The organism is Paenibacillus sp. FSL R5-0490, assembly GCF_001956215.1.
Lineage (GTDB): Bacteria > Bacillota > Bacilli > Bacillales > Cytobacillaceae > Cytobacillus.
This window is the reverse complement of the sequence record NZ_MRTQ01000007.1, coordinates 135963-160129: the sequence shown is the minus strand read 5'-3', so window position 1 is coordinate 160129 and position 24167 is coordinate 135963. Positions and strand designations below refer to the sequence as shown.

Annotated in this window: 26 protein-coding genes; 17 read left to right on the top strand and 9 right to left on the bottom strand. The window is 42.5% G+C overall.

Annotated features, from left to right (window positions below; translation table 11 throughout):
• Window positions 1-192 precede the first annotated feature (192 nt).
• The 4 genes from BK139_RS07700 to BK139_RS07685 form a co-directional block, all read right to left on the bottom strand.
• Window positions 193-1275, bottom strand: a complete 1083-nt coding sequence (locus BK139_RS07700) for a Ger(x)C family spore germination protein (RefSeq protein WP_076257766.1) — start codon at window positions 1273-1275, stop codon at window positions 193-195.
• A complete protein-coding gene (locus BK139_RS07695) occupies window positions 1262-2341 on the bottom strand; it encodes a GerAB/ArcD/ProY family transporter (protein WP_076257765.1) in 1080 nt (359 codons plus the stop codon). Before BK139_RS07695 ends, BK139_RS07700 begins: the two co-directional genes overlap by 14 nt.
• Window positions 2331-3665: a spore germination protein gene (locus BK139_RS07690; protein WP_076257764.1), complete on the bottom strand. Its 1335-nt coding sequence runs from the start codon at window positions 3663-3665 to the stop codon at window positions 2331-2333. The genes BK139_RS07695 and BK139_RS07690 overlap by 11 nt, the downstream gene beginning before the upstream one ends.
• Window positions 3666-3849: 184 nt before the next feature.
• Complete coding sequence (locus BK139_RS07685; RefSeq protein WP_076257763.1) at window positions 3850-5280, bottom strand: polysaccharide deacetylase family protein; 1431 nt, start codon at window positions 5278-5280, stop codon at window positions 3850-3852.
• Window positions 5281-5459: 179 nt separating this feature from the next.
• Here BK139_RS07685 and BK139_RS07680 point away from each other — a divergent pair, with 179 nt between their 5' ends.
• Entirely contained in the window at window positions 5460-6701 is a 1242-nt protein-coding gene (locus BK139_RS07680) for a YeeE/YedE family protein (protein ID WP_175609076.1), read from the top strand.
• Here BK139_RS07680 and BK139_RS07675 read toward each other — a convergent pair.
• A complete protein-coding gene (locus BK139_RS07675; protein WP_076257761.1) occupies window positions 6698-7543 on the bottom strand; it encodes a DUF6612 family protein in 846 nt (281 codons plus the stop codon). The two genes, BK139_RS07680 and BK139_RS07675, sit on opposite strands and share 4 nt — an antisense overlap.
• A 284-nt stretch (window positions 7544-7827) precedes the next feature.
• Here BK139_RS07675 and BK139_RS07670 point away from each other — a divergent pair, with 284 nt between their 5' ends.
• Window positions 7828-8094 (top strand): hypothetical protein, encoded by a 267-nt coding sequence (locus BK139_RS07670; protein WP_076257760.1) that lies wholly within the window; start codon window positions 7828-7830, stop codon window positions 8092-8094.
• A gap of 251 nt (window positions 8095-8345) precedes the next feature.
• On the opposite strand, the gene BK139_RS07665 is transcribed toward BK139_RS07670, so the two are convergent.
• Window positions 8346-8858: a GNAT family N-acetyltransferase gene (locus BK139_RS07665; protein ID WP_076257759.1), complete on the bottom strand. Its 513-nt coding sequence runs from the start codon at window positions 8856-8858 to the stop codon at window positions 8346-8348.
• A gap of 76 nt (window positions 8859-8934) precedes the next feature.
• Between BK139_RS07665 and BK139_RS07660 the strand changes: the two genes are divergently transcribed.
• Window positions 8935-9531, top strand: a complete 597-nt coding sequence (locus tag BK139_RS07660; protein ID WP_076257758.1) for a YitT family protein — start codon at window positions 8935-8937, stop codon at window positions 9529-9531.
• Between the two features lie 83 nt (window positions 9532-9614).
• On the top strand, window positions 9615-9809 hold the full coding sequence (locus BK139_RS07655) for a hypothetical protein (protein ID WP_076257757.1): 195 nt from the start codon (window positions 9615-9617) through the stop codon (window positions 9807-9809).
• A 154-nt stretch (window positions 9810-9963) separates the two neighbouring features.
• On the opposite strand, the gene BK139_RS07650 is transcribed toward BK139_RS07655, so the two are convergent.
• Window positions 9964-10881 carry a DNA-3-methyladenine glycosylase family protein gene (locus BK139_RS07650; protein ID WP_076257756.1) on the bottom strand — a complete coding sequence of 306 codons (918 nt, stop codon included), beginning with the start codon at window positions 10879-10881 and terminating at the stop codon, window positions 9964-9966.
• A 119-nt stretch (window positions 10882-11000) separates the two neighbouring features.
• Between BK139_RS07650 and BK139_RS07645 the strand changes: the two genes are divergently transcribed.
• The 8 genes from BK139_RS07645 to BK139_RS07610 all read left to right on the top strand — a co-directional run bounded on the left by BK139_RS07645 (window position 11001) and on the right by BK139_RS07610 (window position 15947).
• A complete protein-coding gene (locus BK139_RS07645; RefSeq protein ID WP_076257755.1) occupies window positions 11001-11576 on the top strand; it encodes a bifunctional transcriptional activator/DNA repair enzyme AdaA in 576 nt (191 codons plus the stop codon).
• Window positions 11566-12063, top strand: a complete 498-nt coding sequence (locus tag BK139_RS07640) for a methylated-DNA--[protein]-cysteine S-methyltransferase (RefSeq protein WP_076257754.1) — start codon at window positions 11566-11568, stop codon at window positions 12061-12063. The genes BK139_RS07645 and BK139_RS07640 overlap by 11 nt, the downstream gene beginning before the upstream one ends.
• A gap of 133 nt (window positions 12064-12196) precedes the next feature.
• Complete coding sequence (locus BK139_RS07635; RefSeq protein ID WP_076257753.1) at window positions 12197-12625, top strand: DUF4181 domain-containing protein; 429 nt, start codon at window positions 12197-12199, stop codon at window positions 12623-12625.
• Between the two features lie 92 nt (window positions 12626-12717).
• Window positions 12718-13203: a nitroreductase family protein gene (locus BK139_RS07630; protein ID WP_076257752.1), complete on the top strand. Its 486-nt coding sequence runs from the start codon at window positions 12718-12720 to the stop codon at window positions 13201-13203.
• Between the two features lie 107 nt (window positions 13204-13310).
• Window positions 13311-13652, top strand: a complete 342-nt coding sequence (locus BK139_RS07625; protein ID WP_076257751.1) for a hypothetical protein — start codon at window positions 13311-13313, stop codon at window positions 13650-13652.
• 15 nt (window positions 13653-13667) lie between these two features.
• Window positions 13668-14186 carry a hypothetical protein gene (locus tag BK139_RS07620; RefSeq protein WP_286148207.1) on the top strand — a complete coding sequence of 173 codons (519 nt, stop codon included), beginning with the start codon at window positions 13668-13670 and terminating at the stop codon, window positions 14184-14186.
• A 94-nt stretch (window positions 14187-14280) separates the two neighbouring features.
• On the top strand, window positions 14281-14955 hold the full coding sequence (locus tag BK139_RS07615; RefSeq protein ID WP_076257749.1) for a response regulator transcription factor: 675 nt from the start codon (window positions 14281-14283) through the stop codon (window positions 14953-14955).
• Window positions 14952-15947, top strand: coding sequence for a sensor histidine kinase (locus BK139_RS07610; RefSeq protein WP_076257748.1), 996 nt, complete (start codon window positions 14952-14954; stop codon window positions 15945-15947). The genes BK139_RS07615 and BK139_RS07610 overlap by 4 nt, the downstream gene beginning before the upstream one ends.
• Before the next feature lie 3 nt (window positions 15948-15950).
• On the opposite strand, the gene BK139_RS07605 is transcribed toward BK139_RS07610, so the two are convergent.
• Together BK139_RS07605 and BK139_RS07600 are read right to left on the bottom strand one after the other, a co-directional pair.
• Complete coding sequence (locus BK139_RS07605) at window positions 15951-17906, bottom strand: ABC transporter permease (protein ID WP_076257747.1); 1956 nt, start codon at window positions 17904-17906, stop codon at window positions 15951-15953.
• Window positions 17903-18649 carry an ABC transporter ATP-binding protein gene (locus BK139_RS07600; protein WP_076257746.1) on the bottom strand — a complete coding sequence of 249 codons (747 nt, stop codon included), beginning with the start codon at window positions 18647-18649 and terminating at the stop codon, window positions 17903-17905. Before BK139_RS07600 ends, BK139_RS07605 begins: the two co-directional genes overlap by 4 nt.
• 490 nt (window positions 18650-19139) lie before the next feature.
• Here BK139_RS07600 and BK139_RS24585 point away from each other — a divergent pair, with 490 nt between their 5' ends.
• From BK139_RS24585 to BK139_RS07575, 5 genes are all read left to right on the top strand, one after another.
• Window positions 19140-19343 (top strand): hypothetical protein, encoded by a 204-nt coding sequence (locus BK139_RS24585; RefSeq protein WP_440230854.1) that lies wholly within the window; start codon window positions 19140-19142, stop codon window positions 19341-19343.
• A 73-nt stretch (window positions 19344-19416) separates the two neighbouring features.
• A complete protein-coding gene (locus BK139_RS07590; protein WP_076257745.1) occupies window positions 19417-20106 on the top strand; it encodes a response regulator transcription factor in 690 nt (229 codons plus the stop codon).
• A 14-nt stretch (window positions 20107-20120) separates the two neighbouring features.
• Entirely contained in the window at window positions 20121-21122 is a 1002-nt protein-coding gene (locus tag BK139_RS07585; protein WP_076257744.1) for a sensor histidine kinase, read from the top strand.
• 87 nt (window positions 21123-21209) lie between these two features.
• Complete coding sequence (locus BK139_RS07580) at window positions 21210-21974, top strand: ABC transporter ATP-binding protein (RefSeq protein WP_076257743.1); 765 nt, start codon at window positions 21210-21212, stop codon at window positions 21972-21974.
• Window positions 21949-23811 carry an ABC transporter permease gene (locus BK139_RS07575; protein ID WP_076257742.1) on the top strand — a complete coding sequence of 621 codons (1863 nt, stop codon included), beginning with the start codon at window positions 21949-21951 and terminating at the stop codon, window positions 23809-23811. Before BK139_RS07580 ends, BK139_RS07575 begins: the two co-directional genes overlap by 26 nt.
• The last annotated feature ends 356 nt before the right edge of the window (window positions 23812-24167 follow it).

The window sequence follows — 24167 nt, the reverse complement described above, 5'->3', positions numbered from 1 at the left end:
ATTAATCAGGCAGAACAGAACCCATTAGTTGGAAAAACCGGCAGCGAGCGGTATTAATCAGGCAAAATAAGGCTCATCAGAATGGAAGATCGACGACGAGCAGCGCAACCGCAACCGATTGGTTCCCCTCATTTTAGCAAAATTATCATGCTATTCCCGCCTGACCTGAAAAGGGACAGCTTCACTGTCCCATCAGGTTGTTCTTAAGTACCCTTCATTTTGGATGTCTATCTTGAATTGGATATCAGATTTCAAGTTTGGGTAGTAAATGGACCGCCAGTTTTTCAGCTCTTTTCGGTCGATTTTAGTGCGATACAATTGGCCTAAGCCGAGAATGTCTGCTTCGCTTTCCTGGAGTGTGGCTAACATACTGCTGAATCGGCTTGAGAGGAGGTGGCTCAATTCTTTCTTGATCATGGCACTGGATGTGTTGCCTCTTGTTTCAAGGATGACAACCTTTAGGTTGATCCGGCTTTCCAAAAAAGGCTGTTTATCAGTCAAGTCTGTATGGTGGTCCATGGAGTTGCCGATGATCATGACGCTTGCGTGATTCAGAACTTCAATTTGTCCATGGGTGCTTTCATTATTAAAGGCATTGAATAGCAGGGTTTCGTCATTACTGATCTGCTCCACCATCTTTCCGTTTTTAATAACGGCAGAGCCTGCTTGTTCGTAAGTTGTCGTTTCTCCCGTCACAATCAGGGGGATAGCTACATCTCGTGTATAGGAATGGATGCTGCGGTAGACTTCCCATATCCTTGTAAGGGCAATCTCCGGATTCCAGCCTGCATTTTTTTCAAAATAATCGAACATGTTGGTTCCTTTAAGATTCTTTGATTCTGAGAGTATCGAAAAAAATTCATCCATGTTCTGGTCACAAATCGTGACTAGTGCTTTTGGTGATACCTCCCGTGATCTCATGAAACCGGCGATGATGTCTTTCATGCCTTTCTCCGCTGTTTTCCGCTCTATCATGATGACTTTTACATGAAGCAGATCTACGCTGGTTTCCATGTTTCGGCTGATGACATCTACCGCATGGGAAATGGTCTTCCCCGTTCCGGATACGATCCTCACTTCCATAGACCCTTCCACAGGTTCAGGGATTTTAAGAAAAACCTTGTATTGATCGTCTTCAACAGTAGAAATGCCAAGGACAACAGGAAGAGTCCGATGATTGATATCTCTGATGTCCCAGCAGCCGGTTAAAGTCATCATTGTCAAAAGCAGACAAACAGTAATAGGTGCTTTAGATTTTAGATTAAATGGATTCATCTTTATCCTTCCTCTTCATGCGGCGTCCAAAGAAATAAATTGAAAATGGAATGGCTATTAAAATGTAGAACCTCAGAAACGTATTCCACCAAAATAATTTCTCGACATCTTTCCAATCCGGGATTAAAAAACATGAAAAATAGACTGCGGCAGATAGGGCAAGCAACAATTTTACCGGTTTAATGGAAGGGAGGTAATGACTTAAGATTCGAATTGCTTTCCAGGACACAAGAGCAAGGTAAAGCATTACAAAGGAGATGAGGCTTAACAAGAAAAACATTGTGACCCTGTCGAACATAAGCCAATTAATATTGATGGCATCCACGGCTACAACATATGGAAGGAAGGTTGTAGCTGAGGTGGCCTGCCCAAAAGTCAGGACTGGAATATAGACTGAAAAAAGGAAAAAGGGAATAAGGAATGCGGCAGCCCATAATACATATTTTCTGTCGTAGGAGAAATAAGGCTGGACAAAGCCGAGAAACAGAAAGCCTCCGGAAAAAGCAAAAAAGCTTTCCAGGTATGTTCTTTTTATAAGGAATCCGAGATCTGCATCTAAAGGAACTATGTACCTCCAATCCACGTTTTGGAAAGAAGTAAAGAAAATAAAGATGATAATGGGAAGAAATAAAAGGGATAGGAGAAGCCCTGTGCGAAAAATGGTTTCAACTCCTCTGGCTGCTATATAGGTCGAAATAGATATCAATAAAAGCATGATGGCCCATAAAGGAGTGTTTGATAAAAAGACGATGGTAATAATTTCGGCATAAGCCCGGAGCGTAATCAATAATATCATGCCGAAATATAAGAAAACCGGGGCAATAAAGAAGACAGCTGTCCCTTTCCCAATCCCTGCATAGATGCGAATAATATCTTTTTTTGGAAAATAGCTTAGTCCCTTCATATAAATAGAAATGAAAATGAAATGAATGATCACGCCGACCAGAACAGGAAGCCAGTGGCCCTGTTCTGTACTAGAAATCACATTGCCTGGATACATAAAGAAAATCAGGCCCAAATGGCTGATGATGTACATCAGCATGACATGCAAACTTTTATCTGCCATTGCTTTCATTCCCTTTTACATTTAAGTAGAGATAGGACTTTCCATAGGTATTGAGGCTTGCCAGGTAAGCGCAAATGAAAACCAAGCCGGCAACCAGCCCTAAGATGCCAAATATTGCCGCCAGAAGCACAATGGCGTATTTGAACAGCCGAATGGAGACAGCATTCTGAAATCCGACGATGGTTGAATTGGCAATGGTTGTGGCGGCAAGAATGATGATCAGCAGATTGCTGACTAATTTTGCTTCCACGGCAGCCTGTCCCAGGATAATTCCTCCGACCATTGTAATGGTGGGCCCAATGGATTTCGGCAGCCTTACACTTGCTTCCAGGATTAATTCAAGAATGACAAGCATGAGAATAATTTCTACCAAAGCCGGATAGGGAACCCCCTCACGGCTTTGGGCAACTGATAAAGCAAGCTGAATCTGCAATACTTCAGGATTGACTGAGACCAAAGCCACATAAAGCCCAGGACTGATCAGCGTCACCAGAATGCCGATGATTCTGATAATCCTAATGGCAAACATAATAGGAAGAGGAAAATTCCGGTCATTTTCAATAGCAAACATATCCCAGAACAGACTTGGGAGAATGAGAGCAAAAGGCAATCGATCTGCGAACAGAACGACTTTTCCTTTTTTCAGATTCTGAACCGCATGATGGGGCAGCTCAGTCGTATTAAACTTTGAAATAGCATTCCAAGACGGAAACCCCAGCATTTTGGCAAGTCCCTGCAGATCACATGCTTCCATTTGGATATTTTTTTCAATATGATCACGAATGCTGTTAACCAGATTCACATCCGCTTGGCCGTCTAAATACAGCAAGGATAATTTGTTTTTGCGGCTGCGGCCGGCTAAAAAAGAGTCGATTCTGATTTCGTCCGAATTCATGAGTTTTCGGACGATGCCGATATTAGTATCGATTCCTTCTGTAAAGGAATCCAATGCCCCTTGAATAACATTTTCATTTGTGGGTGAATCAATCGAACGATCGAGCATAGCGGATACAGGCTCCATAATGATAAAACGGTCGGTGTTTTCAAAATGGATTACCAGTTTGCCTTCATATATGGATGAAATGGCTTTTTGGACATCCCCTTCAAACACTTCCCCTATGGCCCGCCATAAATCCTCAGTAGGCTGATTCTGCAAAAGGATACTCTCCGCCTGCTTGTGAAGCACAGTTCTCGTTTTAATAAAATCGATGAGTGTATTAAACCCCAGCAGCATCACGGCAGCATCCGCAAGGTAGTCCCTTTGAAGATGAAAATCTCCGTTGTTCCCAAGCTCTGCTTTTATTTCATTAATAAATCGATCCATTGCGGGTTACCCCTTCGTAAAGACATAAATATTATTAACTTTCGCTTGCTGGAAAATTTTATTCCTAAAAACTTTATTTGGAGTTTTAGCCCACGGCGGATGGCAGCACCATTCCCTTTTATGAAAAGGGGACAGGCGCATAATACAAAACGCTCAGGAAAACCCTGAGCGTCTAGCTGAATGCTTATGATCTTTTTCCAAAAAACGTACCGGTCACTTCCTGTTCCTGCAGAGATAGAAGCTGGGAGACGGTAATGAATTCGTAGCCCTCTTTTTCCAGGTAGGTCAGCAGGTCTGGAAGTGCTTCAGCAGTTGACTTATGGATATCGTGCATCAAGACGATGGAGCCTGGCACAGCATTGGCCTTCACGATTTTTTGAATAGCCGAGGCATTGAGGGTTTTCCAGTCCAATGAATCCACCGACCACAGAATAAGCGGTGTATGGGCCATTCCGGCAATTTTTTTCACATCTTCATTCAAGGCGCCATAAGGCGGGCGGACGGTTGCGGGAAGCTGTCCGCTTGCTTCCTTGATTTTGGCGCTGGCTTCTTCCATTTCTTTGCGAATTTCTTTTTCGCCAAGGGATGAAAGGTCCGCATGGCTGTCACTGTGATTTCCGATTTCATGGCCTTCTTCAGCCACCTGGCTTGCGAGTGCCGGATAGAATTGCGCCTGACTGCCAAGCATATAAAAGGTAGCCTTTGCATTATGCTTTTTTAAAATATCCAATATAAGCGGTGTGACTTTCGGGTGTGGCCCATCATCAAAGGTAAGAGCAATATACTTGCCGTTTGGATCAAGTGGAGCTGCTTTCTGTTCTTCGACTTCGGGTTCAGGCAGCTGGATGTCAGGGAGCTTCAAATGCAGGGCAATTTCATCCTTTAAGAGGGGACGAATCTGTTCGATTGGAATTTTCACCTTGACCGCTCCGGCTGCGCCTGCCGCAATTTCATATTCGTTAAAATAAAGCGTAAAATTCTTGCCGCTCAGTGACCATTTCCAGCTCGACGGATTTTTCAGCGCTTCGTCCAGCAGGTCATTAAACAGATAGTCCTGGAGCTCTTCCTTCTGGCCAATTTGGTTTTTTATCATCGTTCTGAGCGTTGTCAGGGAATCCTCATCCATATGGATGACATCTGCAAGCTGCACCATTTTCTGATTCGCAAGGTCGATCGTGAACGTTTTGACCGCGGCCTGCCCATTGGCGCCGCCAGTATACTGGTAAGCTTCAAATACCAGGGTGTACATAGTATCGGAAACTTTTTTCGGATCCGCCTTGATATTAAGATGGGCACGGAAATCTTCGCTGTCCAGCACCTGCCGGTTTGCCTGCACAAGTTCAAGGAAATCCCTTTCTTGAGCCTGAATCCACTCTTTCATAGGTTTGTTCAAATTTTCAATTTCAGTTATTGGTGTACTGATTGCAAGGGTATAAGATTTCGTTTCCTTTGTCCGCGTTTCCAGGTTTAATCCGGGGAATGCTTCAGGGGATGTGGTTTCTGTTCTGGAAAAAGCCTGAAGGCTGGTGTCAGCTCCAGAGCTGATAAAATAATAGATGCCTGCAATGAAGATGCAAAATATTGCCCACGATGGCCATTTAAACCGCTTAAGCAAAGATATCCTTTCCTTTCCTGTCTGTAAAATTATGACTCTCCAAAGATATAATTATATCAGGAAATCTTCGGACTGGAGAAAAATTCACCATTTACTTTTAAAAAAATATAGTATAAAATAACACTTTAATCCGACTAAAAAGATAAGAAAAGGAGTGAATGAGGTTGGCTCAAGTTGAAATGAAAAATAAATCATGGATTTCAGCACCAACAACAGTTGTTTCAAACTTAAATCCGATTCAAAAGCCTTTTGTTGCAGCTGGTGTTCTTGCAGCTCTCATTTTGTTCATCTCTATAATAAATACAGCGAACATGACACAGGGAGTTCTATTTATTATTGGAATTGCACTCGGTATGACCTTGCTTCATGCCCGGTTCGGCTTTACGTCTGCCTTCAGACGCTTTGCCAGTGTAGGAAACGGGCAGGGACTGCAGGCACATATGCTGATGCTCGCAGTTGCTTCCACATTGTTTGCGATTATTTTAAGCACAGGCTTCAGTTTTACAGGAATTGAGCCTAAAGGGTATGTGTCTCCTGTAGGAGTAAGCGTGCTGTTTGGTTCCTTTATTTTTGGAATCGGGATGCAGCTTGGGAATGGCTGTGCATCCGGCACTTTGTATTCTGTAGGCGGAGGGCAATCCTCCATGATTCTGACGCTGATTTCGTTCATCGCGGGTTCCACGATTGGAGCGTACCACTTCTCGTTCTGGATGGAAGAAACACCGGCATTGCCGCCAATCTCACTGGCGACATCAACTGGACTCGGGTATGGCGGGGCATTGGTGGTTCAGCTTGCTTTATTTGCATTGATTTATTGGGTGACCCTGCAAATCGCGAAAAAGCGTAAAGCGCCAATGATGAAAGCTTTGCCTACAACGGCCGGCTGGAAAAAAATCCTGCGAGGCTCATGGCCATTGTTCGCAGCAGCAATCGTCCTTGCGTTGCTGAATGCACTGACTCTGACGGTCCGCGGAACGCCTTGGGGCATCACATCCGCGTTCGCGCTATGGGGCGGAAAAACGCTGATGGCAATGGGAATCGATGTAACATCATGGGGATACTTTGCATCAGATCCGAACTTAGCGGCATTGAAAAATACAGTGCTTGCTGATTCTACAAGTGTTATGAACTTCGGCATCATCCTGGGTGCTTTTATTTCAGCGGCATCACAGGGAACGTTCAAGCCTGGAAAAATCAAGCCGGGTGTAGCTGGTGCTGCGATTGTCGGCGGACTGCTGATGGGATATGGTTCCCGCCTTGCGTTCGGCTGTAATATTGGCGCCTACTTCGGCGGCATCGCATCCTTCAGCCTGCACGGCTGGGTATGGGCGATTATGGCCATGCTTGGAACAGGTGTAGCGTTATTCATCCGCCCGCTGTTTGGATTGAAGAATCCGAAATCTACGGATTCGATTTGTTAAAAAAACTTGGTACTCGAAATGGAGTACCAAGTTTTTTTTGGATGGAGCTTTGGCATATATAATGAAAGTAAAAGAAAAAGGTTCCAAGAGAGATTTTTGGAACCTTTTTTATATAAGGCAGCTTCTTCGATTATTTCCTTAGGAACTTCAATTTTGTCCATTTCATTCATGTTTTTATATACGTGATTAATGTCGATTATAACTGCAGTATTGTCTTTTTCACCTGTTAAAGTGTTTGACAGTTCTTCAATATAAAAGGTTTCGGCATTGATGACAATCTTAACATCATGTTCCACTTCTTCTTGTTCAATTCCTGTGAAACTAACAGAATATGGATCTTCAAACGCTCGATAAACGTCTATATCTTTACCTTTGAAGGTAAAGACATAGGAATCATCCTGTTTGGTCATTTCCACTTTATCTGCAATCAATGTAACAATCTTAACGACATTTTTATAGAAAGTATCGTCTTGGCGGATTTGGTCCTGGTTCGGTACTTTCTGCCATCCCTGATTATTTGCGTTTATATACGCTTTATCTTTTGTAAAATAATACTCAGAATTTGTGGAACTGCCGTTTGCACTTCCCATTACCACACCGTACCCTTCCATATTCTTCTCGTTCACATCCGTTCTGAGTATGGCTTCGGATGACTGCAATGTTGAATCTAAAGATTTATCAATAATATCTACCCCTATTTCAATGTCAGCATGATAATTCTCTACTTCGCTTGCATGTTCTTCAAGTCCAGCGATTACTTCCTCTTTTGACAGTTCTTTATTGCATGCGCCTAAAACCAAGATAACCCCAGCCACTACAAAACCTACAAGCCACTTTTTCATTTACAAACCCACTTTCCAGGTTGATTTTACTCATGAAAGTTAATCTGTAAATATATGTATTCGGAGGAACTTGTATAGTTTCATAGGAAAAAGCACTCCAGTTTCTGGATGTTAAATAATGTATATTTTGGCAGTGTGATTATTATTTTTTTGAATTATTGCAGAATGTAATACATTTTTTTCAAAAAGAGATGCATATTCACGAAGAGCAGATTTGTTCAATAAATACACTGAGTAACATTAATTGTGGAAAAAGCGTCGTATTGGTTAGGGAGGGAAATAATATGAAAAAAATCTTTATTATTTTTATCACAATGACATCAATAATAGTAAATGGGTGCAGCATAGAATCAAAAATTACAGAGGAACAAGCTAAAGCAATTGTTATAGATTATCACACCAAACAAATTGGGAATGTTGAAATCATTTCAGTAACTGCAAAATTTAATAAATATATTATTGAATGGGAAAACAAGGAGAATTGTGAACAAGGAACAGATCGTGTTGATTCAAATGGCGAAATAAAAAACATTGAGTCATCCATTTGCTAATCAACCATTCTAGGGCTGGAAAGACACTGATTTAAGCAGGACAGCGTCCAAATGGATCATTGTTTTGTTCGTCGGTAAATAGTATTCATTTTCGTACTCTGCTGATTAAATTCACCAGAACATAAAAAAATAGAACCCCGGTCCATTAAGTTTATGAACGGGTTCTAGTGAAGTTTTGGTTAATAGAACTACAATTTACTCAGAACTTTTCTTTTGGCATCAGCCGGCATTTGAAAGGGATTGGTTGTATACTAACCCTCCAGCTCCATCTCAAAATACAGCTCCTCCTGCTGGGTGTCCTCAAACCACTTCATTCCTTTTGATTTCATGCCGATTTTCGTCAGTACTTTTCCGGAAGCAGGATTGGCCGGATCAATGGAGGCAATGATTTTCTTTATGTTCGGGCAGGATTCAGTCAAATTTCTGACGGATGCTGCTGCAGCTTCAGCGGCAAAGCCTTTTCCCCAGTAAGACTGGCTCAAGTGATAGAGGAGTTCTGCTTCGTCATCACTCTCTCCCGGATTAAATCCGCAAACCCCGAATAAGCTGGATGTTTCTTTAAGCAAAACAGCATAAACGGAATAGCCCTTCTCTTCCTGCAGATGCCGGTAAAATTCGATGGACCGCTGAATCCGGTCCTTTGTACTTGAGCCGCCGCAGTATTTCATGACCTCGGGGCTGCCCCAGATTTGAAATACAGCATCAAGATCCTGCTGCTGCATCGTTCTCAGTAAAAGCCGTTCTGTTTCAAATTGGTGTGGCATATTGAACACCTTTCATTTCGTATTTTGTGAGTTTATTATAAGATAGAGTGAGGAAAAAAGGTTAGGAGAATTTGTTATGTACCTGCTATATAAGTCTATCATTTTGGGAATCGCTGCAGCAATCCAGGGGGCGGCGATGACCTTTTTCTTGTTTCCGCATTTTATCCCGTCCGGCGGCGCGGCGAGTCTGGCGGTCGTATTCAATTACATAGTGGACACGCCTTATTCGGTCACATTGTGGGTTTTGAATGCGGGCCTGCTGCTGGCAGCAGCCAAATGGCTCGGAAAAAGCAGTGTGATCTGGACGCTGTTTTGTGTTTCGGTTACTTCGGTTACGATTGATATTCTGACTCCATACATAACTGAACCGCTGAATCCGGTTCTACTGGATCTTTTGCTTGGAGCTGTAGTCTTTGGAATAGGAGTCGGAATTTTATTCCGGATGGGCGCATCGTCAGGGGGCATGGATATCCTTGCGTTAATCATTTCAAAAGCAAGAGGAAGTGCGCCGGGACGGACATTATTTTACATAAATGGCAGCCTGCTTTTGCTTACAGGGGTTGTCGTGGACTGGAAGGTTATTGTTTATGCGGTGATCTGCCAGATGATCGGGACGCGGATGATTGATCTCATTTACAAGCTTGATGTAAGAATACTTGTGGAGAAGTACTGAAGAAAGGGCCGTGCTGGCCTTTTCTTTTTTATGGAAAATAATTTACTATTATTCTAGGGTAATATCAGGAAAGTGGGGATACTATGATTCAACTGCAGGAAGATAAGGAGAATAGCAAGAAGAATAATGAAGAAGAGGATAATGGCTGGGATGTTGGCGAGAATATGTATGAAGCAGGGGAGCAGCTGGCGGATGAGGGCTGTCTTGGCTGTGCAGGCGGGTGTTTTTTTCAGGCTCTATTTCTTGTAATGACACCACTATATTTTTTCCTGACATAGAAAGGACAGGGGAACCTGTCCTCTATCAGTTATCGGCCAAAAGGGTAAGGGTAGCGGCCGGATTTTTTATTTTATCGGTCATTTTCAAAAGTATATCGGCCAGAAACTAATTTTATCGGTCGCTCCGGGTCACGTCAGCTTTTTGGCAAATAATTTAATATAATACTCTCCACAAATAAAAAGTAGCATATGCTTCCCAATTCTCCCAGCGAGCAGAATATGTCAGAATTTCCTCTCTTGATGGTTTTTTCTCTGAGTCTAAGATCACTTTAATCGCATTATGCAGTCCGACATCATCGATTGGAAAAGCGTTCGGGAAGCGAAGGCACCGCATGAGGACATAGTGTGCGGTCCAGGGGCCGATGCCGCGAATTCTCGTTAGTTTTCTTTCTGCAGCTTTTACATCTCCTTTGAGCAGGTCCTCTTTTGAAAGCTCGCCGTTAGCAATTAAGCATGCCACTTCAGTGAGATATTCACACTTTTTCACCGTCATTTTTAAGTCAGCCAGATCTTCGATGGTTAACCCGGCAATCGTTTCTGCTGCAGGGAAGAGCCAGTATTTACTCCCTCCGTACTCCAGCGCCTCCCCATATATTTCAACGAGCCTCCGCTTCAGTGTATACGCATATGTAAGGTTAATCTGCTGCCCGAGGATTCCCCAGGCAAAAGCCTCGAATAAATCGGGAATTCCCATGACTCTCAGTCCGAAAAATTGCTCTGCAGGCTTTTTCAGCAAGGGATCTGTTTGTGCCATCTCATAAAATGGGGTCAGACTGGCTCCGAGGTCAAACCAATCATGGATATATTCTGCAATCTCCGCTTTCATTTGATGCGTGACAGGCTTATGAATCCTGACGGTCAGGAACTGATCTGACTCACCGCTTATTTCAAGAAGCAGCTTTTCATCTCTGATAGAAATGGCGCGTCTAATTGCCTCGCCGGAAATCTCATAAAGGCATTCATTTGTTGATCGTGACAAGTATCGCAGGTTTTCGGAGAAGCTAAATTCAGACGGAGTGAAAAGCACCAGGCCATTTTCAGCATCTTTCCAGTTAACAGATGGACAGCTCATTTGGATTCCTCCTTTTCTTTATTGTAAGTCCTCAGGATTACGTTATCTTGCGTTTATATTTTGGAAATCGCTGATGATGAATCTTTTTTGTGTATACTTTTTAGCAGAGGTGAGCGCATGTGGATTATGAACAGATTCCGAAAGAATATTGGACTGCAATAAAGGATTGCGACAAATCCTATGATGATCTCTTTCTTTATGGCGTTAAAACGACAGGGATATTCTGCAGGCCATCGTGCCGGTCGAGAGTCCCGAATATCGGCAATGTCGCTATTTTTAAAAATGCGTCTCAAGCACTGGCGCAAAATTTCAGACCGTGCAAGCGCTGTAAACCGGATGGCCTCTGCCTGCCAGCAGAAGAATGGATTAAGCAAATAACCGGGTGGATCGATCAGCATTATAAAGACCCAATTACCTTACATCAATTGGGGGACTTGTTTCATGGAAGTCCCTATCATTTGCAGCGGGTGTTCAAGCGGCTCACCGGGAAGTCGCCTACAGAATATATCCAGGATATTCGGCTCGAAAAAGCCGTTCATCTGCTGAAGTCCGGGGAGCAATCCATAGCCGATGTCGGTGCATCAGCAGGATTCCCCAGCACCCCTTATTTTATCTCTTTATTTAAAAAGAAGCTGGGCACAACACCTGCCGCATATAGAAATAAAACAAGAGAGGAGCGGAAGAATGAACATTGAATGGGCGAACATGCAGGAAGGGGAATGGAGCCTGTACCTGGCGAAAACAGAAAAGGGTCTCTGCTATATTGGATCTGACCCGGAATTTAAGGATTTTGAAAGATCGCTGAAAAAATATATTCCAGCTGCAGTGCTTGTGGAAAATAAAGAAGCATTGCAGCCATACATGATGGAAATACTGGAATTTCTGCTGGGAAGAAGACAAGTTTTTTCAATGAACCTGGATGTGAAAGGCACTCCGTTCCAAGAAGGCGTCTGGGAGGCATTAGCACAGATTCCCTACGGAAAAACAGTCTCTTATTCGGACATTGCAGAGAAAATCAACAGGCCGCAGGCAGTAAGGGCAGCAGGGAAAGCAATCGGTGCCAATCCGCTGTTAATCGCGGTCCCGTGCCATCGTGTCATCGGCAAAAATGGTGCGATAACCGGCTATCGCGGGGGCATTGAAATGAAGCAGGCTCTGCTTGAATTGGAGAAACAAGGCTGAAGAGATTGCCTCTTCGGCTTTTATTTTTTCTGCAGCTGGAACATCAATAGATTAAAGGGAACTTTTTCCTTCTATACCCGTAGAAATAGACAAGAGAACACAGTGTTCGTGCAAAGGCGGAGGAGGGAAGGGTATGTATGTAATGGATCCAATGTTCGGGCCTAAGTTATTGATTTTAGCCACGATTGTCGGAGCATCTATGTATTTCTTCGAATTGGGTTTAAGAAAATGGCTGAGGGTTGAGAAAAAGAAATTTTTTTCTTATAACCATATCAATAATAAACATAAAAAGGTGGATTGGACCATTCGAATAGGGTTTTTAGTGGCTATCCTGGCCGGAGGCATTTTTAACATGACGAGGGATCCGATGGAGTGGCTATGGTTTTTAGAACCATGGTTCCTGCTCTTTGTTTTTATCGGTGTTTCAGAAAGCGCCAGGGCTTTTATGGAGTGGAAATATGCCGAAAACCGCAGGGCTTATATGGTGACCATTATTCATTTGGTCTTTGTTTTAATTTTGTTATTCACAGTTATTAAGACTGATTTTTTCTGGATGTTATAGACTTAGAATGGGATCATCGAATAATTTTCAAAGATGAAATCCAATTAATCTAGTATTATATATAGTAAATAAACAAAAAGGGGAATTACACAGTGGATATACAGAAAATCATTACAACACGACGCAACATTAAAAAGTTCAAATCTGATGAAGTGGATCATAATTTAATTAAAACCTGGCTGGAGGCTGCGACCATGGCACCCAACCATAAAATGACGGAGCCATGGGAAGTATTATTTGCTGGTCCGGAAACAAGGGCTAAGCTGAATCATAAAACCGATTTCGGCGGTGCCCCCGTTGTGCTTGCGATTCTGTCCAAACATGGAGCAACAGCTCTGGAACGAACAGAGAATATGGCTGCCGTATCCTGCTTTATCCAGAACTTTATGCTGATGGCGTGGGAATCAGGCGTGGGAACTTTCTGGTCTTCTCTTGGGACTTCTGCGAAAGCCAGACTGACGTTAAATGTCCCTGAAGATTACGATGTCGTTGGTATTTTCGGCGTAGGGTATCCTGAAGAAGTGCCGGAAGCGAAGCCGCGCACACAGATCAATAGCAAAATACGGCATTTATCATAAGTATTTTTTATAGGGCGCCTATCCACTGGAGGGCGCTTTTTTTGTTATTGTTAGAATATGGTATAATTTTGAGGTGTTAGATTAATAGAATGGCGAGAGGAGTTCATATGTTTTTCTTCCAGGCCATAGTAATCATATTTATATGGGTGGCTCCCTTTTTCTTCTTTAAAAATGCTTATAAAAAAATGGACAAAAAGGAACAGCAGGATGTGAAAATAGAGCTGAAGAACCCTTTCTTTTTACTGATTTTTGGAGGCTGCTGCATAGGTTTTCAAGTCTTTATTACCGGCAGCATTTCAGAAATCAAAATCATTCAGCATATAGGTGCAGGCTTAGGGTTCATCGGCTTTGTTTCAGGATGCATGGCGGCTTTCAGACGGAGGCTGGTTATAAAGGGTCTGGCCTTACTGATTGTTGGAATAATTAGCATAATTGTTTATATTATCTAGGCAGAGGTGATGAGTATGACAAGAGAGATTTCTTACATATTGCTAATTTTAACTATTTTACTATCAGCTTGCACTCAAACCCTTGACCTCGAGCCGTATGATGGAAAAGCATTAAGGATTGCGGTCGTTGGAGACCCGCCAAGAGTGGATGCAGACCAAGTGAAGTTTAATGAACTATCTATTGATGAGCTTACAGATGAGGAATTAAGCTCTTATGAAGCAGTTATCATAACCGAAAAAAATCTTGCTCAAGCGGCTGAAGCCAAATATGCAGATACATATGCAGAGTCATCCATTCCGTTCTTTTTTGTATCGGCAAGCAGTCATATCCCGTTTATTGGTGAAGACACAGAATATAGTGATTCATGGAAATGGAAGGCTGGCAAAAGCTATGCTGTGGGAGTTTTAGCATCCGAAGAAAATGATTCCCTTCAAACTTGGGAGTATGGGCTGTATAATGACGAATTGACCGACGAATCCATTCGTGATGTATATTTGAGAATGTTTAAGACTCTTGATGAGCTCAAGCAATAAGGTGATCATTTCAATTCAGGATTACAGTATGGAATAATAGCAGTATCTTAAAAATTTTGAACAAATTCCATTCTTCCAGCAAAGAGGGATAGTAATGTATAGAATCATGATGATCGAAGACGATGAAAAAATAAGACGGATTGTCGCTGATACGCTTAAAAAGTGGCAATATGATGTGGTAGAGGTAACTCAGTTTGATCAAGTGCTGACGGAATTTGAGCAGACAAGTCCACACCTGATTTTATTGGATATCAATCTTCCTGTTTTTGATGGATACTACTGGTGCCAGCAAATACGCTCGGTTTCAAAGGTGCCGATTATTTTCCTTTCCTCCAGAAATCAGAATATGGATATCATAATGGCAATTAATATGGGCGGGGATGATTTTATCCAGAAGCCCTTTGATTTGGATATCCTTCTTGCCAAAATAAGTGCGCTCATCCGCCGGAAGTATACCTATCAGGAAGAGGAGAATATCCGTCTGATCCATCGCGGCCTGAAATTAAATGTAACCAATTCAATGATTGAATTGAATGGGGAAAGCAATGAGCTAAGCCGGAATGAATTTATCCTTTTGCAGCTGATGATGCGGAATATCGGGAAAATTGTGTCCAGGGATGACTTAATGCAGGCGCTGTGGAATGAGGAGCAGTTTGTTGATGATAATACACTTACCGTGAATGTGAATCGGATGCGCAGGAAAATTGCCGCACTTGGACTAGAGGACTTCATTGTCACTCGGAAAGGGTTAGGGTATATAATTGAATGACTTTCCTTCGCTATCTATCCTATGAAAAGCCTTATATCGTCCTCTATCTGATCAGCTTCCTGGTTTCAGCCGCCATCTTTTTTACTGATATCCATGGCAGGCTGGCATGGGGGACATTCCTCTATGCCTTTACCTTATCTTCGATTGTCTTAATCGGGTTTTTATTATACCGGTATCAGCAAAATCTGCGTGTGATCCGGCAAATGGAAAAGGCCGATTATGACAGCCTGTCTCTGGAAGGGGAATTTGCAAAGGCCCACATCGATGAGCTGAGGCGGGAACATATCCGGGAGATGAATCGGATTCAGGACAGACAGAAGGAACATTATGATTTTATTGTCAGCTGGTTTCATGAAATCAAAACACCGATTGCGGTTCTTCGCCTGCTGCAGCAGACTGATATGGATGCAGACAGTTTAAGGGAAGAAATCGCCAAAGTTGAAAATTATGTTGATCAAGCACTCTATTACGCTAAACTGGACAGCTTTAATCAGGATTACGATATCCGGAAATGCGATATAATCAAGATTACGAAGGATATTGTAAAGTCCCACTCCATAACGTTTATTTCAAAAAACATCCGCCTGCACATACAGGCAGATAAGCTTGAAGTTCAAAGTGATCCTAAATGGCTCCATTTCATTGTCAATCAGTTTCTGACAAACAGTTTGAAATATACGGAACCTGGTGGAGAAATCACCATTTCCGTTGTGGAAACCCCGCAGGAAAAACAGCTCGTGATTCGCGATAATGGGATTGGCATCAGCGGGAAAGATCTTCCGAGAGTATTTAATCGCGGTTTTACAGGAGAAACGGGGCGGCTGCATTCGAAGTCAACCGGGATGGGTTTATATTTAGCCCAGCAGCTGTGCAACAAACTGGGACATTATATTAGCTGCACGTCGAAAGTGAATGAATACACCCAATTTATCGTTCACTTCCCGCTTGATAGCGATCCCTTTTTACTAATAAAAAAAACACACGATGAGTAAAGCTCATCGTGTGTTTTTTTCGCTGACAATTTTGTAGTAAATAGATACAGATGATGCGTAAAAGATTAAATATGTTAGCACATATAATCCCATGACGGAAAAAATAATGGTCGTTAAAGAAGGCAAATCTTTGATAACCAGGATGACGGTGTAATATAAAAGGAACCAGCTGTGCAGCAATCCCAGCAGGAGCGGAGGCAAAAATACGAACAGCAATTGCTTGCGGATAATTTTTTTCATGTCTTTGTCGTCCACACCGATTTTTCGCAGAATGGCGTAGTGTTCCCGTTCTTCTGTAGCTTCTCGCAGCTGTTTAAAATAAATGACACTCCCTAAAGCAAACAACGCAATAACAGCAAAAAAGGCAACGGAGAATAAGATTAAAGAAGATGACTCCGTATCTATGGAATACATATCAATATAGGCCGAATAATAGGCTCCTTCTGTTTTCATCACGATGTCATGGATTTCCCGTGATACATCATTGGATGTTTTTGGATCTTCAATTTGATAAATTTCAAATGAAGAAAGGGTGCGTCCTTTTCTTAGTTCCTCAAAAGCCTCGTCTGAAACAATGAGTACTGAAGGCTGGGGATCGGTTTTTCCGCCAGGCATCGTTGGGATGGTTAACAGCGGGTACCGTATTTTTTCCGCTATACGAAATGTATGGTCTTTCAAAACGGTTATTTCAGGCTGAGAACCTTTATATTTTACCGGTTCATCAATCCCCCTTGTTAATAGGATGGCCTCCTCCCCGGCAATTTCTACTTTTTCTCCAGTTCCTCTCAAATCAACAATGGCATTTAATTGGGACTCCGGGAAAAGGTGAAATTCCTCGGTGTAATATTCAGGATAGCTAAAGAATGCCTTTCTGTTTTGGATCTTTTCTGTTTGAATTCCTGTAAGGGTTTCATGAGCAAGGATGGGATGTGACTCATTCATCATTTTTTCAATATGTCTTTGAGTTTCATCATCCTGGGTCGAAAAGGCAAAATGATTCGGGTATTCTTTTTTTACCACTTCGCTTTTCATGGCATAGTCAACAGCAAGAAATCCGACTGTAAAGATGACAATCGCACTAATCAGTGAATTGAAGGTGAAATTGACTGTATTTCCTCGAATGGAAAAACGGAGAGAAGAGATCCATAACATTTTACTGCCCATAAAATAGTTTTTCTGCTGGCTCAGCTTTTGGAGCATCCATCCAGAGAACTGCCGGAAAAATAAATAGGTCCCGGCAATCAAAGCTGCCGCTACAGCTGTTAAGGTTTCATTAAAATGATTTTTCCAAATGTCCGTATCTCCTATGGTAATCATATAGTATGATCCGGAAATCAATAGAATGGACAGCAGCGCGAAGGCAAAAGAAAATCTAAATGGCTTTTCTATCTTTTCCTTTGCATGAAACAATTCCACTAACTGGACACGCCGGACAGTTACATAACTTTGAATGGTAATGATGACTATTAATAAGGCAAATAACAGAACAGTTGATCCAATCGCCTCTAATGGAAAAGCAAAAGAAATTTCCTCATTGTAGCGCATTAAGTTCATTAATACTGCACCGAAAAACTTCGATAGCAGTCCACCGATTAAAATCCCGCTGGAAACCGAAATGGCGCTCAAGAATAAGGTTTCAAAGAAGACCATTGCGGCAATTTGTCTCTCCTTCATGCCGTAAAGCAAATACATGCCGAATTCCTTTTTTCGCTGCTTCATGAAAAAAGAGTTCGCATATAAAATAAAGAAGACAATAAACAAAAAGACAATCACCGAAGCCAGGGAAATAACCATTTTGTAGTTTTCCTTATTTTGAATGGCTTCGACTACATCTTTATTAAACATGAGACCCGAGAAAGTAAAGTAAATGACAACGCCGACAAACATCGAGATGAAATAAATGGAATACAAGCGGAAGTTCCGTTTCATATTCCTCCATGATAAATCCACTAAGTTCATCGCCGGTCACTTCCTAAAGCACTTTGAATCGTCAGGATGCGATCAAAGAATTCCTTTTCCGTCTGCTCGCCTTTAAACATTTCATTGACGATTCTTCCATCACGGAGAAAAATAACCCGCTGACAGTAGCTGGCTGCATAGGGGTCATGTGTAATCATCAGAACAGTAGTCCTGAAGGTTTCATTGAGCAATTGAATTTGTTCCAGCAGCTGGGTAGCAGACCGGGAGTCGAGTGCACCCGTTGGTTCATCAGCAAATACAATGGCGGGATTTGTAATGATTGCCCTTGCGGCAGCTGTCCGCTGTTTCTGACCGCCTGATATCTCAGAAGGATATTGATGTAAAATGGATTCAATCGTTAAGGCATCAACCAATCTGGCTAACCGCTTTTCCATTTCATCAACAGGTGTTTTTTGAAGAGAAAGCGGGAGGAGGATGTTCTCCTTCACCGTTAAGGTATCCAGCAGGTTATAATCCTGAAAAATAAATCCCATTCTTTTTTGGCGGAACGACCGCAGATCCTTCTTTTTCATATGTAAAAGGGAACTTCCCTCTATCCATACATTCCCCCCGCTAAAGTCATCAATGGTGGACAGGGTGTTCATTAAGGTGGTTTTTCCGGATCCGGACGGACCCATAATGGCAGTCAATTCCCCTTGTTCAACAGTCAAATCAATATTTTTTAAGACCTGTGTTTTTCCATATGATTTTGATAGGTTTTTGGTTTGTATCATTTTGGTCATGTTTTCGACCTCCTTCACTATCACACTATACCGGCTATACTTCCCGCCAGCCATCGATGTAACAGAATGTAAAGTGACATTTTTGTCATGTTGGGGGAGAACAGTCTAACTTTTCACTATCCATGTTCAATTTGTATATGAGGGAAACTGGTCCCTAAGTGAGCATCAAGAAGGGATTGAATCCCCGCAAACTGCAAATACTATCAAAAAAAGTTCCGGAGTGGAAAATGATTTTACAAATTGCTTCAGTAGTTCTGTTTAATTTGATCATATATAAGACCATTAAAGGAATATCGGCCAATAAAATTGTCCATATCTGGGTTTTTCAATAGCCTTCCAATTATTCTTTGATATTTTTGTGGATTTCAAGTACAAAGGATACTGGTACTTTACTCAAGGAATAGACTGGGAGGCACTTCCGGCCTACACCATTTTAATCCCGCCTGTAAATTTGATGTTTATTAATTGGTATCCTTTTTCGGGCTCTTTCATGAAAAAGGTGGGCTACTTTATTATTTGGGAGATCTTCCTGCTGAGCTATGAAGCGGCAACCCTGCTGCCACATCCATTTGGTTTCTTTCATTATGGATGGTGGAATTTATGGTATTCTGCCTTTGTAAATCCGATTCTATTAATAATCCTAATGGGGTATTACAAATGGATCAGTACATTAGAAAAGAAAGCTTGCATCTAGAAGGGCTGCTGAGGCAGCTCTTTTTTTCCTATAAATCGTATGGCATAATTTTCTAAGACAAAGGAGTGAGAGGATGAAGAAAATATTCATTATTGAGGATGACCCGAAGATCGCAGAGCACCTGAAGTCACACTTAGTGAAGTATGGCTATGAAGCTGCGGCTGCGGAACAATTCGATCATGTGATGGAAGAGTTTCATAAGCATAAACCGGATCTTGTGCTCCTCGATATTAATCTGCCGAGCTTTGATGGGTATTACTGGTGCAGGCAAATCCGGAAGGAATCGATCTGTCCGGTTATTTTCATTTCGGCTCGGGTAGGGGAGATGGATCAGGTAATGGCGCTCGAGAATGGCGGCGATGATTTCATTACTAAGCCGTTTCATCCGGAAATTGTGATGGCGAAAATCCGCAGCCAGCTGCGACGGGCTTACGGGGAATATGCTACACAGGCCCAGGAGAGGGTACTTGAGGCAGAAGGATTAAAGCTGTTTCCGGAAAGAATGGAACTCGCATTTCGTGATAAAACGGTCCAGCTGTCCAAAAAAGAAGCGGACATTATCGAAAGTCTCCTGGAGCGGCACCCGCGTGTGGCCGGGCGTGAGGATCTTCTTGAAAAGCTGTGGGATGAGCTGGTTTATGTGGATGAAAATACACTGAATGTAAATATGGCGAGGGTAAGAAAAAAATTTGAGGCAATCGGGCTTTCAGGAGCGGTCGAAACCGTGAGAGGGGCAGGCTATCGTTTGATTGTTACCTGGTGAAAGGCTGGAGGGACATGAAATTATTTTTTAAAGAGCACGCGCTATTAATTGCTGTACAGATTGTTCAATTTTTTATGGTTCTGGCTATCTACTGGCTTGATGGCTACCAGCGTCTATTGCCGGCTCTCTATGGCATATTTCTCGGCCTATTCTTTCTCAAGGCTTACCTGTCCTACCACTATTTTAGCCGCCGCAAGTTTTATAAAAGGCTGACAAATGAGCTTTCTTCTCTTGACGATTCCTTTCAAACAACAGAAAACTCCCCCATTTCAAGGGCGCTTGATGAACTGCTGAAGAACCAGTATAAACATTATCAAACGAGAATAAAGGCGCTGGAATCCAGGCAGGATGAGCACCTGAAGTTCATGGATCAATGGGTCCATCAGATGAAAACACCGCTTTCTGTCATTGAACTGATTGCGCAAAACCTGGATGAACCGGATTCATCCAGCATCCGGGAAGAAACAGACCGGATGAAAACGGGGCTGAACACGATCCTTTATATGGCGAGACTCCGGACAATCGAACAGGATTTTCATATCAAACCTGTACACTTGTCGAAAATCATTCATGAAGTAAATGGCGAAAACAAACGATTTTATATCCGGAACGGAGTGTATCCGAATCTTCTGCAGGAAATAGAAAACATAATCGTGGAGACAGATGAGAAATGGCTGTTCTTTATGCTTTCTCAGCTGATCCATAATGCGGTCAAGTATTCCAGGGGAAAGAGCAGCCGAGTTGATATTTCCGTCTATGAAAAAGACGGGGAAGCTGTCTTAGAAGTGAAGGATTTTGGCGCCGGGATTCCAGAGGCGGACAAGCGCCGTGTGTTTGAACCTTTTTATACCGGTGAAAATGGGCGGAAATTCAGAGAGTCCACAGGTATGGGGCTGTACTTGACGAAGGAGGCGGCCGACTACCTTGGCCATCGGATTGAACTGGAATCCGCGCTTGGGGAAGGGTCCCTTTTCCGGCTGACTTTCGGTAAATCACAGAACCTTACAATCTTGTAAGGTAAGTGAAAGAAAAATCGATTTTTGGAATAGCTAATAGAGGATATACTGATCACAAGTCAACTGACTGTGAAAGGAGAACTTGTGATGCTAAAAGTGAAACAGGTAAGCAAGATTTATGAAGGAAAGATCGCCTATCGAGCGTTAACGGATATTAACTTAACCATTGAAGAAGGTGAGTTTGTCGGAATCATGGGTCCTTCGGGAAGCGGGAAAACGACGCTGCTGAACATGATTGCGACCATTGATGAACCGACAACAGGAGAAATTCTGATCAATGAAAGAAATCCCCATGTCTTAAAAAAAGAGGAGCTGGCTCAATTCCGGCGCCGTGAACTGGGTTTTGTCTTCCAGGACTTCAACCTGCTTCATACCTTGACGGTTGAAGAAAATATGGTCCTGCCGTTAACTTTGGATGGGAAAAAAGTGAAGGAAATGAAAGACAAGGCATACGAAATCGCTGAAAAACTGGGGATTACAGAAATTATGAAAAAGCGGACGTATGAAATATCAGGCGGACAGGCGCAAAGAGCTGCTGTGGCAAGAGCAATGATTCATACGCCTAAGCTGCTTTTGGCGGACGAGCCGACAGGAAATCTGGATTCAAAGTCTTCCAAGGATGTTATGGAGATGCTTGAATCAATCAATCAAACCGAGAAGACAACCATGATGCTTGTCACGCATGATGCGCAGGCAGCGAGCTATTGCAACCGGGTCATTTTCATCCGGGACGGAAAATTCTATTCGGAGATACACCGCGGCGATAACCGCCAGGCCTTTTTCCAAAAGATCATCGATACACTTTCGCTGCTGGGAGGGGATGCACATGACCTTTCGTCAGTTCGCGTTTAATAACGTAATACGGAACAAACGCTTATATGCGGCCTACTTCCTCAGCAGTTTATTTACGGTCATGGTCTTCTTTACCTTTTCGACTTTTGCGAATCACCCTTCCTTAAGCGGTGATGGCATGAACTCTGTTGTTACAAAGGGAATGAACGCGGCAGCAGGTATTATCTACGTATTTTCGTTCTTTTTTGTTTTATATTCGATGAGTTCTTTTCTGCAGTCCCGGAAAAAAGAATTTGGGTTATTAATGATCCAGGGCATGAGCATGAAACAGATCCGTCTTATGGTTTTTTTGGAAAATATGCTGATTGGCTTTCTGGCAACCCTAAGCGGAATTCTCCTCGGCGTTGTATTTGCAAAGGCGATTTTGCTGCTTGCGGAAAATGTGCTGATAATTGAGCAGACTCTGTCTTTTTATTTTCCAGTGAAGGCCATCCTGATCACCTTCTTTTCTTTTATTATTTTATTTTTCTTTATCTCCTTATTTGTGACGTATGTTCTGCGCAGCAAAAAGCTGATTGAATTAATTAAAGGAAATAAGATGTCAAAGGGTGAGCCAAAAGCAAATCTTTTCTTAACGGTGCTGGCGGTCCTTTTATTAGGTGCGGGGTATGCAGTCGCTCTACTCACAAAAGGTGTGATGGTAGTAGCGGTCATGGTGCCGGTGATCATCGTTGTCTGCATTGGGACCTATCTGTTATTTACGCAATTAAGCGTGTTTATCATTAGACGATTAAAGAAGAATGAGCGGGTTTTCTGGTTTAAGACGAATATGCTGCTGTTTTCAGATTTGGCCTTTCGCATGAAGGATAATGCTCGGACATTCTTCATGGTTGCGATGGTTTCAACGGTTGCCTTCAGTGCAATTGGTTCTTTATTCGGATTTCAAACCGTGCTGACTTCAAACATAAAAAATATCAATGCTACAACGTTTTCCTATAAAACATCTGAAGAAAATGAAGTGAAGAATGTTGAATTTATCAATCAGACGTTAAAGGAAGAAAAAATTGAAGCGGATTCGGAGCATACTGTTTTACGCTACTTTGAAGTTGGCGGGGATACCATTCTGATTGCGCGTCAATCCGATTTTAACCGCTTTGCATCGCTCATTGACGAAGATCCGGTTGACCTAAAAGACGGTCAAGTAATGACAGTGGAGTTTAAAGGGACCAACTTCGGGCAAACGAAGGAGCTCCTGAGTGAAACCATTACACTGACGTCCGGCACAATTTTGAAGCCAAAGGAAGTCATTCATTCGAAGGCACTGCCGGCTACAGATTCGTATTTTGTTGTATCAGATGATGACTACCGAAAGCTTCCTGAACCAGAGTTCCAGGAAAGCTATTATGCCTGGCAGGCAACAGATGGAGAGGAAAGGGTAATGGCTGCCTCTGAAAAGCTGTACAAAGAGCTGCCAAGATATGAAATTACATCGGCAGAATACGAAATATATGAAATAATGAAAGGCTACGGGCCCATTTTATTTGTCGGGCTGTTTATCGGGATTGTCTTTTTCGTCTCTGCCGGCAGCTTCCTGTATTTCCGCCTTTACATGGACCTGGATGAAGATAAACAAAAATTCAGGTCGATTTCCAAAATGGGTCTGACCGGTAGAGAGCTGAAAAAGGTCTTAAACAGACAGACGATGATTCTGTTTTTCGCGCCGATCCTTGTTGCTCTAATCCATGGAGCTGTTGCCCTGACTGCGTTATCGAACCTGTTCTACTTTAACCTGTTTAAAGAATCAGTTGCTGTTCTGAGTGTTTTCCTGGCCATCCAGATTGTTTACTTCTTCATTGTCCGCTTTTTCTATACGAAGCAGATACAGTCGGCGATTTAATATCTAGGGTCAGATTAAATCTGGCCCTTTGTTTTTTGGAGAATTTTTTGCCTCATGAGCTGATTCAGACAGAAAAGGAAGAAATACCGTCAGCAGAGTCCGAACTTGGAGTAACTTCAGACAGAGAAAGCAGGAAAGCGCGAGTTAGAGTCAGAACCTGGAGCAAGTTCAGACACAGAAAGCGGGAACCGAGGATTTTAAGTATCAACCAAAACCTGCGTCACACCAGGGGTGAATGCCGGATTCGAGTGTTCTAAATTAAATAAATTATTGTGTTCCTTGCATATAATTCTGAAAAGTGGTATGCTTATTAAGAATTATTTTTGTTCGGTGTAAAGGATAGTTTGAGTAATAAC

Bases quoted from the DNA above. Each gene is read 5' to 3' on its own strand.
- BK139_RS07640 (WP_076257754.1), top strand. From the start codon at position 11,566: ATGAACATTGAATGGGCGAACATGCAGGAAGGGGAATGGAGCCTGTAC.
- BK139_RS07585 (WP_076257744.1), top strand. From the start codon at position 20,121: ATGAAATTATTTTTTAAAGAGCACGCGCTATTAATTGCTGTACAGATT.
- BK139_RS07575 (WP_076257742.1), top strand. From the start codon at position 21,949: ATGACCTTTCGTCAGTTCGCGTTTAATAACGTAATACGGAACAAACGC.
- BK139_RS07615 (WP_076257749.1), top strand. From the start codon at position 14,281: ATGTATAGAATCATGATGATCGAAGACGATGAAAAAATAAGACGGATT.
- BK139_RS07600 (WP_076257746.1), bottom strand. From the start codon at position 18,649: ATGACCAAAATGATACAAACCAAAAACCTATCAAAATCATATGGAAAA.
- BK139_RS07675 (WP_076257761.1), bottom strand. From the start codon at position 7,543: ATGAAAAAGTGGCTTGTAGGTTTTGTAGTGGCTGGGGTTATCTTGGTT.
- BK139_RS07695 (WP_076257765.1), bottom strand. From the start codon at position 2,341: ATGGCAGATAAAAGTTTGCATGTCATGCTGATGTACATCATCAGCCAT.
- BK139_RS07605 (WP_076257747.1), bottom strand. From the start codon at position 17,906: ATGAACTTAGTGGATTTATCATGGAGGAATATGAAACGGAACTTCCGC.
- BK139_RS07590 (WP_076257745.1), top strand. From the start codon at position 19,417: ATGAAGAAAATATTCATTATTGAGGATGACCCGAAGATCGCAGAGCAC.
- BK139_RS07635 (WP_076257753.1), top strand. From the start codon at position 12,197: ATGTATGTAATGGATCCAATGTTCGGGCCTAAGTTATTGATTTTAGCC.
- BK139_RS07670 (WP_076257760.1), top strand. From the start codon at position 7,828: ATGAAAAAAATCTTTATTATTTTTATCACAATGACATCAATAATAGTA.
- BK139_RS07610 (WP_076257748.1), top strand. From the start codon at position 14,952: ATGACTTTCCTTCGCTATCTATCCTATGAAAAGCCTTATATCGTCCTC.
- BK139_RS07665 (WP_076257759.1), bottom strand. From the start codon at position 8,858: ATGCCACACCAATTTGAAACAGAACGGCTTTTACTGAGAACGATGCAG.
- BK139_RS07625 (WP_076257751.1), top strand. From the start codon at position 13,311: ATGTTTTTCTTCCAGGCCATAGTAATCATATTTATATGGGTGGCTCCC.
- BK139_RS07700 (WP_076257766.1), bottom strand. From the start codon at position 1,275: ATGAATCCATTTAATCTAAAATCTAAAGCACCTATTACTGTTTGTCTG.
- BK139_RS07680 (WP_175609076.1), top strand. From the start codon at position 5,460: ATGAAAAATAAATCATGGATTTCAGCACCAACAACAGTTGTTTCAAAC.
- BK139_RS07660 (WP_076257758.1), top strand. From the start codon at position 8,935: ATGTACCTGCTATATAAGTCTATCATTTTGGGAATCGCTGCAGCAATC.
- BK139_RS07655 (WP_076257757.1), top strand. From the start codon at position 9,615: ATGATTCAACTGCAGGAAGATAAGGAGAATAGCAAGAAGAATAATGAA.
- BK139_RS07580 (WP_076257743.1), top strand. From the start codon at position 21,210: ATGCTAAAAGTGAAACAGGTAAGCAAGATTTATGAAGGAAAGATCGCC.
- BK139_RS24585 (WP_440230854.1), top strand. From the start codon at position 19,140: ATGAAAAAGGTGGGCTACTTTATTATTTGGGAGATCTTCCTGCTGAGC.
- BK139_RS07620 (WP_286148207.1), top strand. From the start codon at position 13,668: ATGACAAGAGAGATTTCTTACATATTGCTAATTTTAACTATTTTACTA.
- BK139_RS07650 (WP_076257756.1), bottom strand. From the start codon at position 10,881: ATGAGCTGTCCATCTGTTAACTGGAAAGATGCTGAAAATGGCCTGGTG.
- BK139_RS07690 (WP_076257764.1), bottom strand. From the start codon at position 3,665: ATGGATCGATTTATTAATGAAATAAAAGCAGAGCTTGGGAACAACGGA.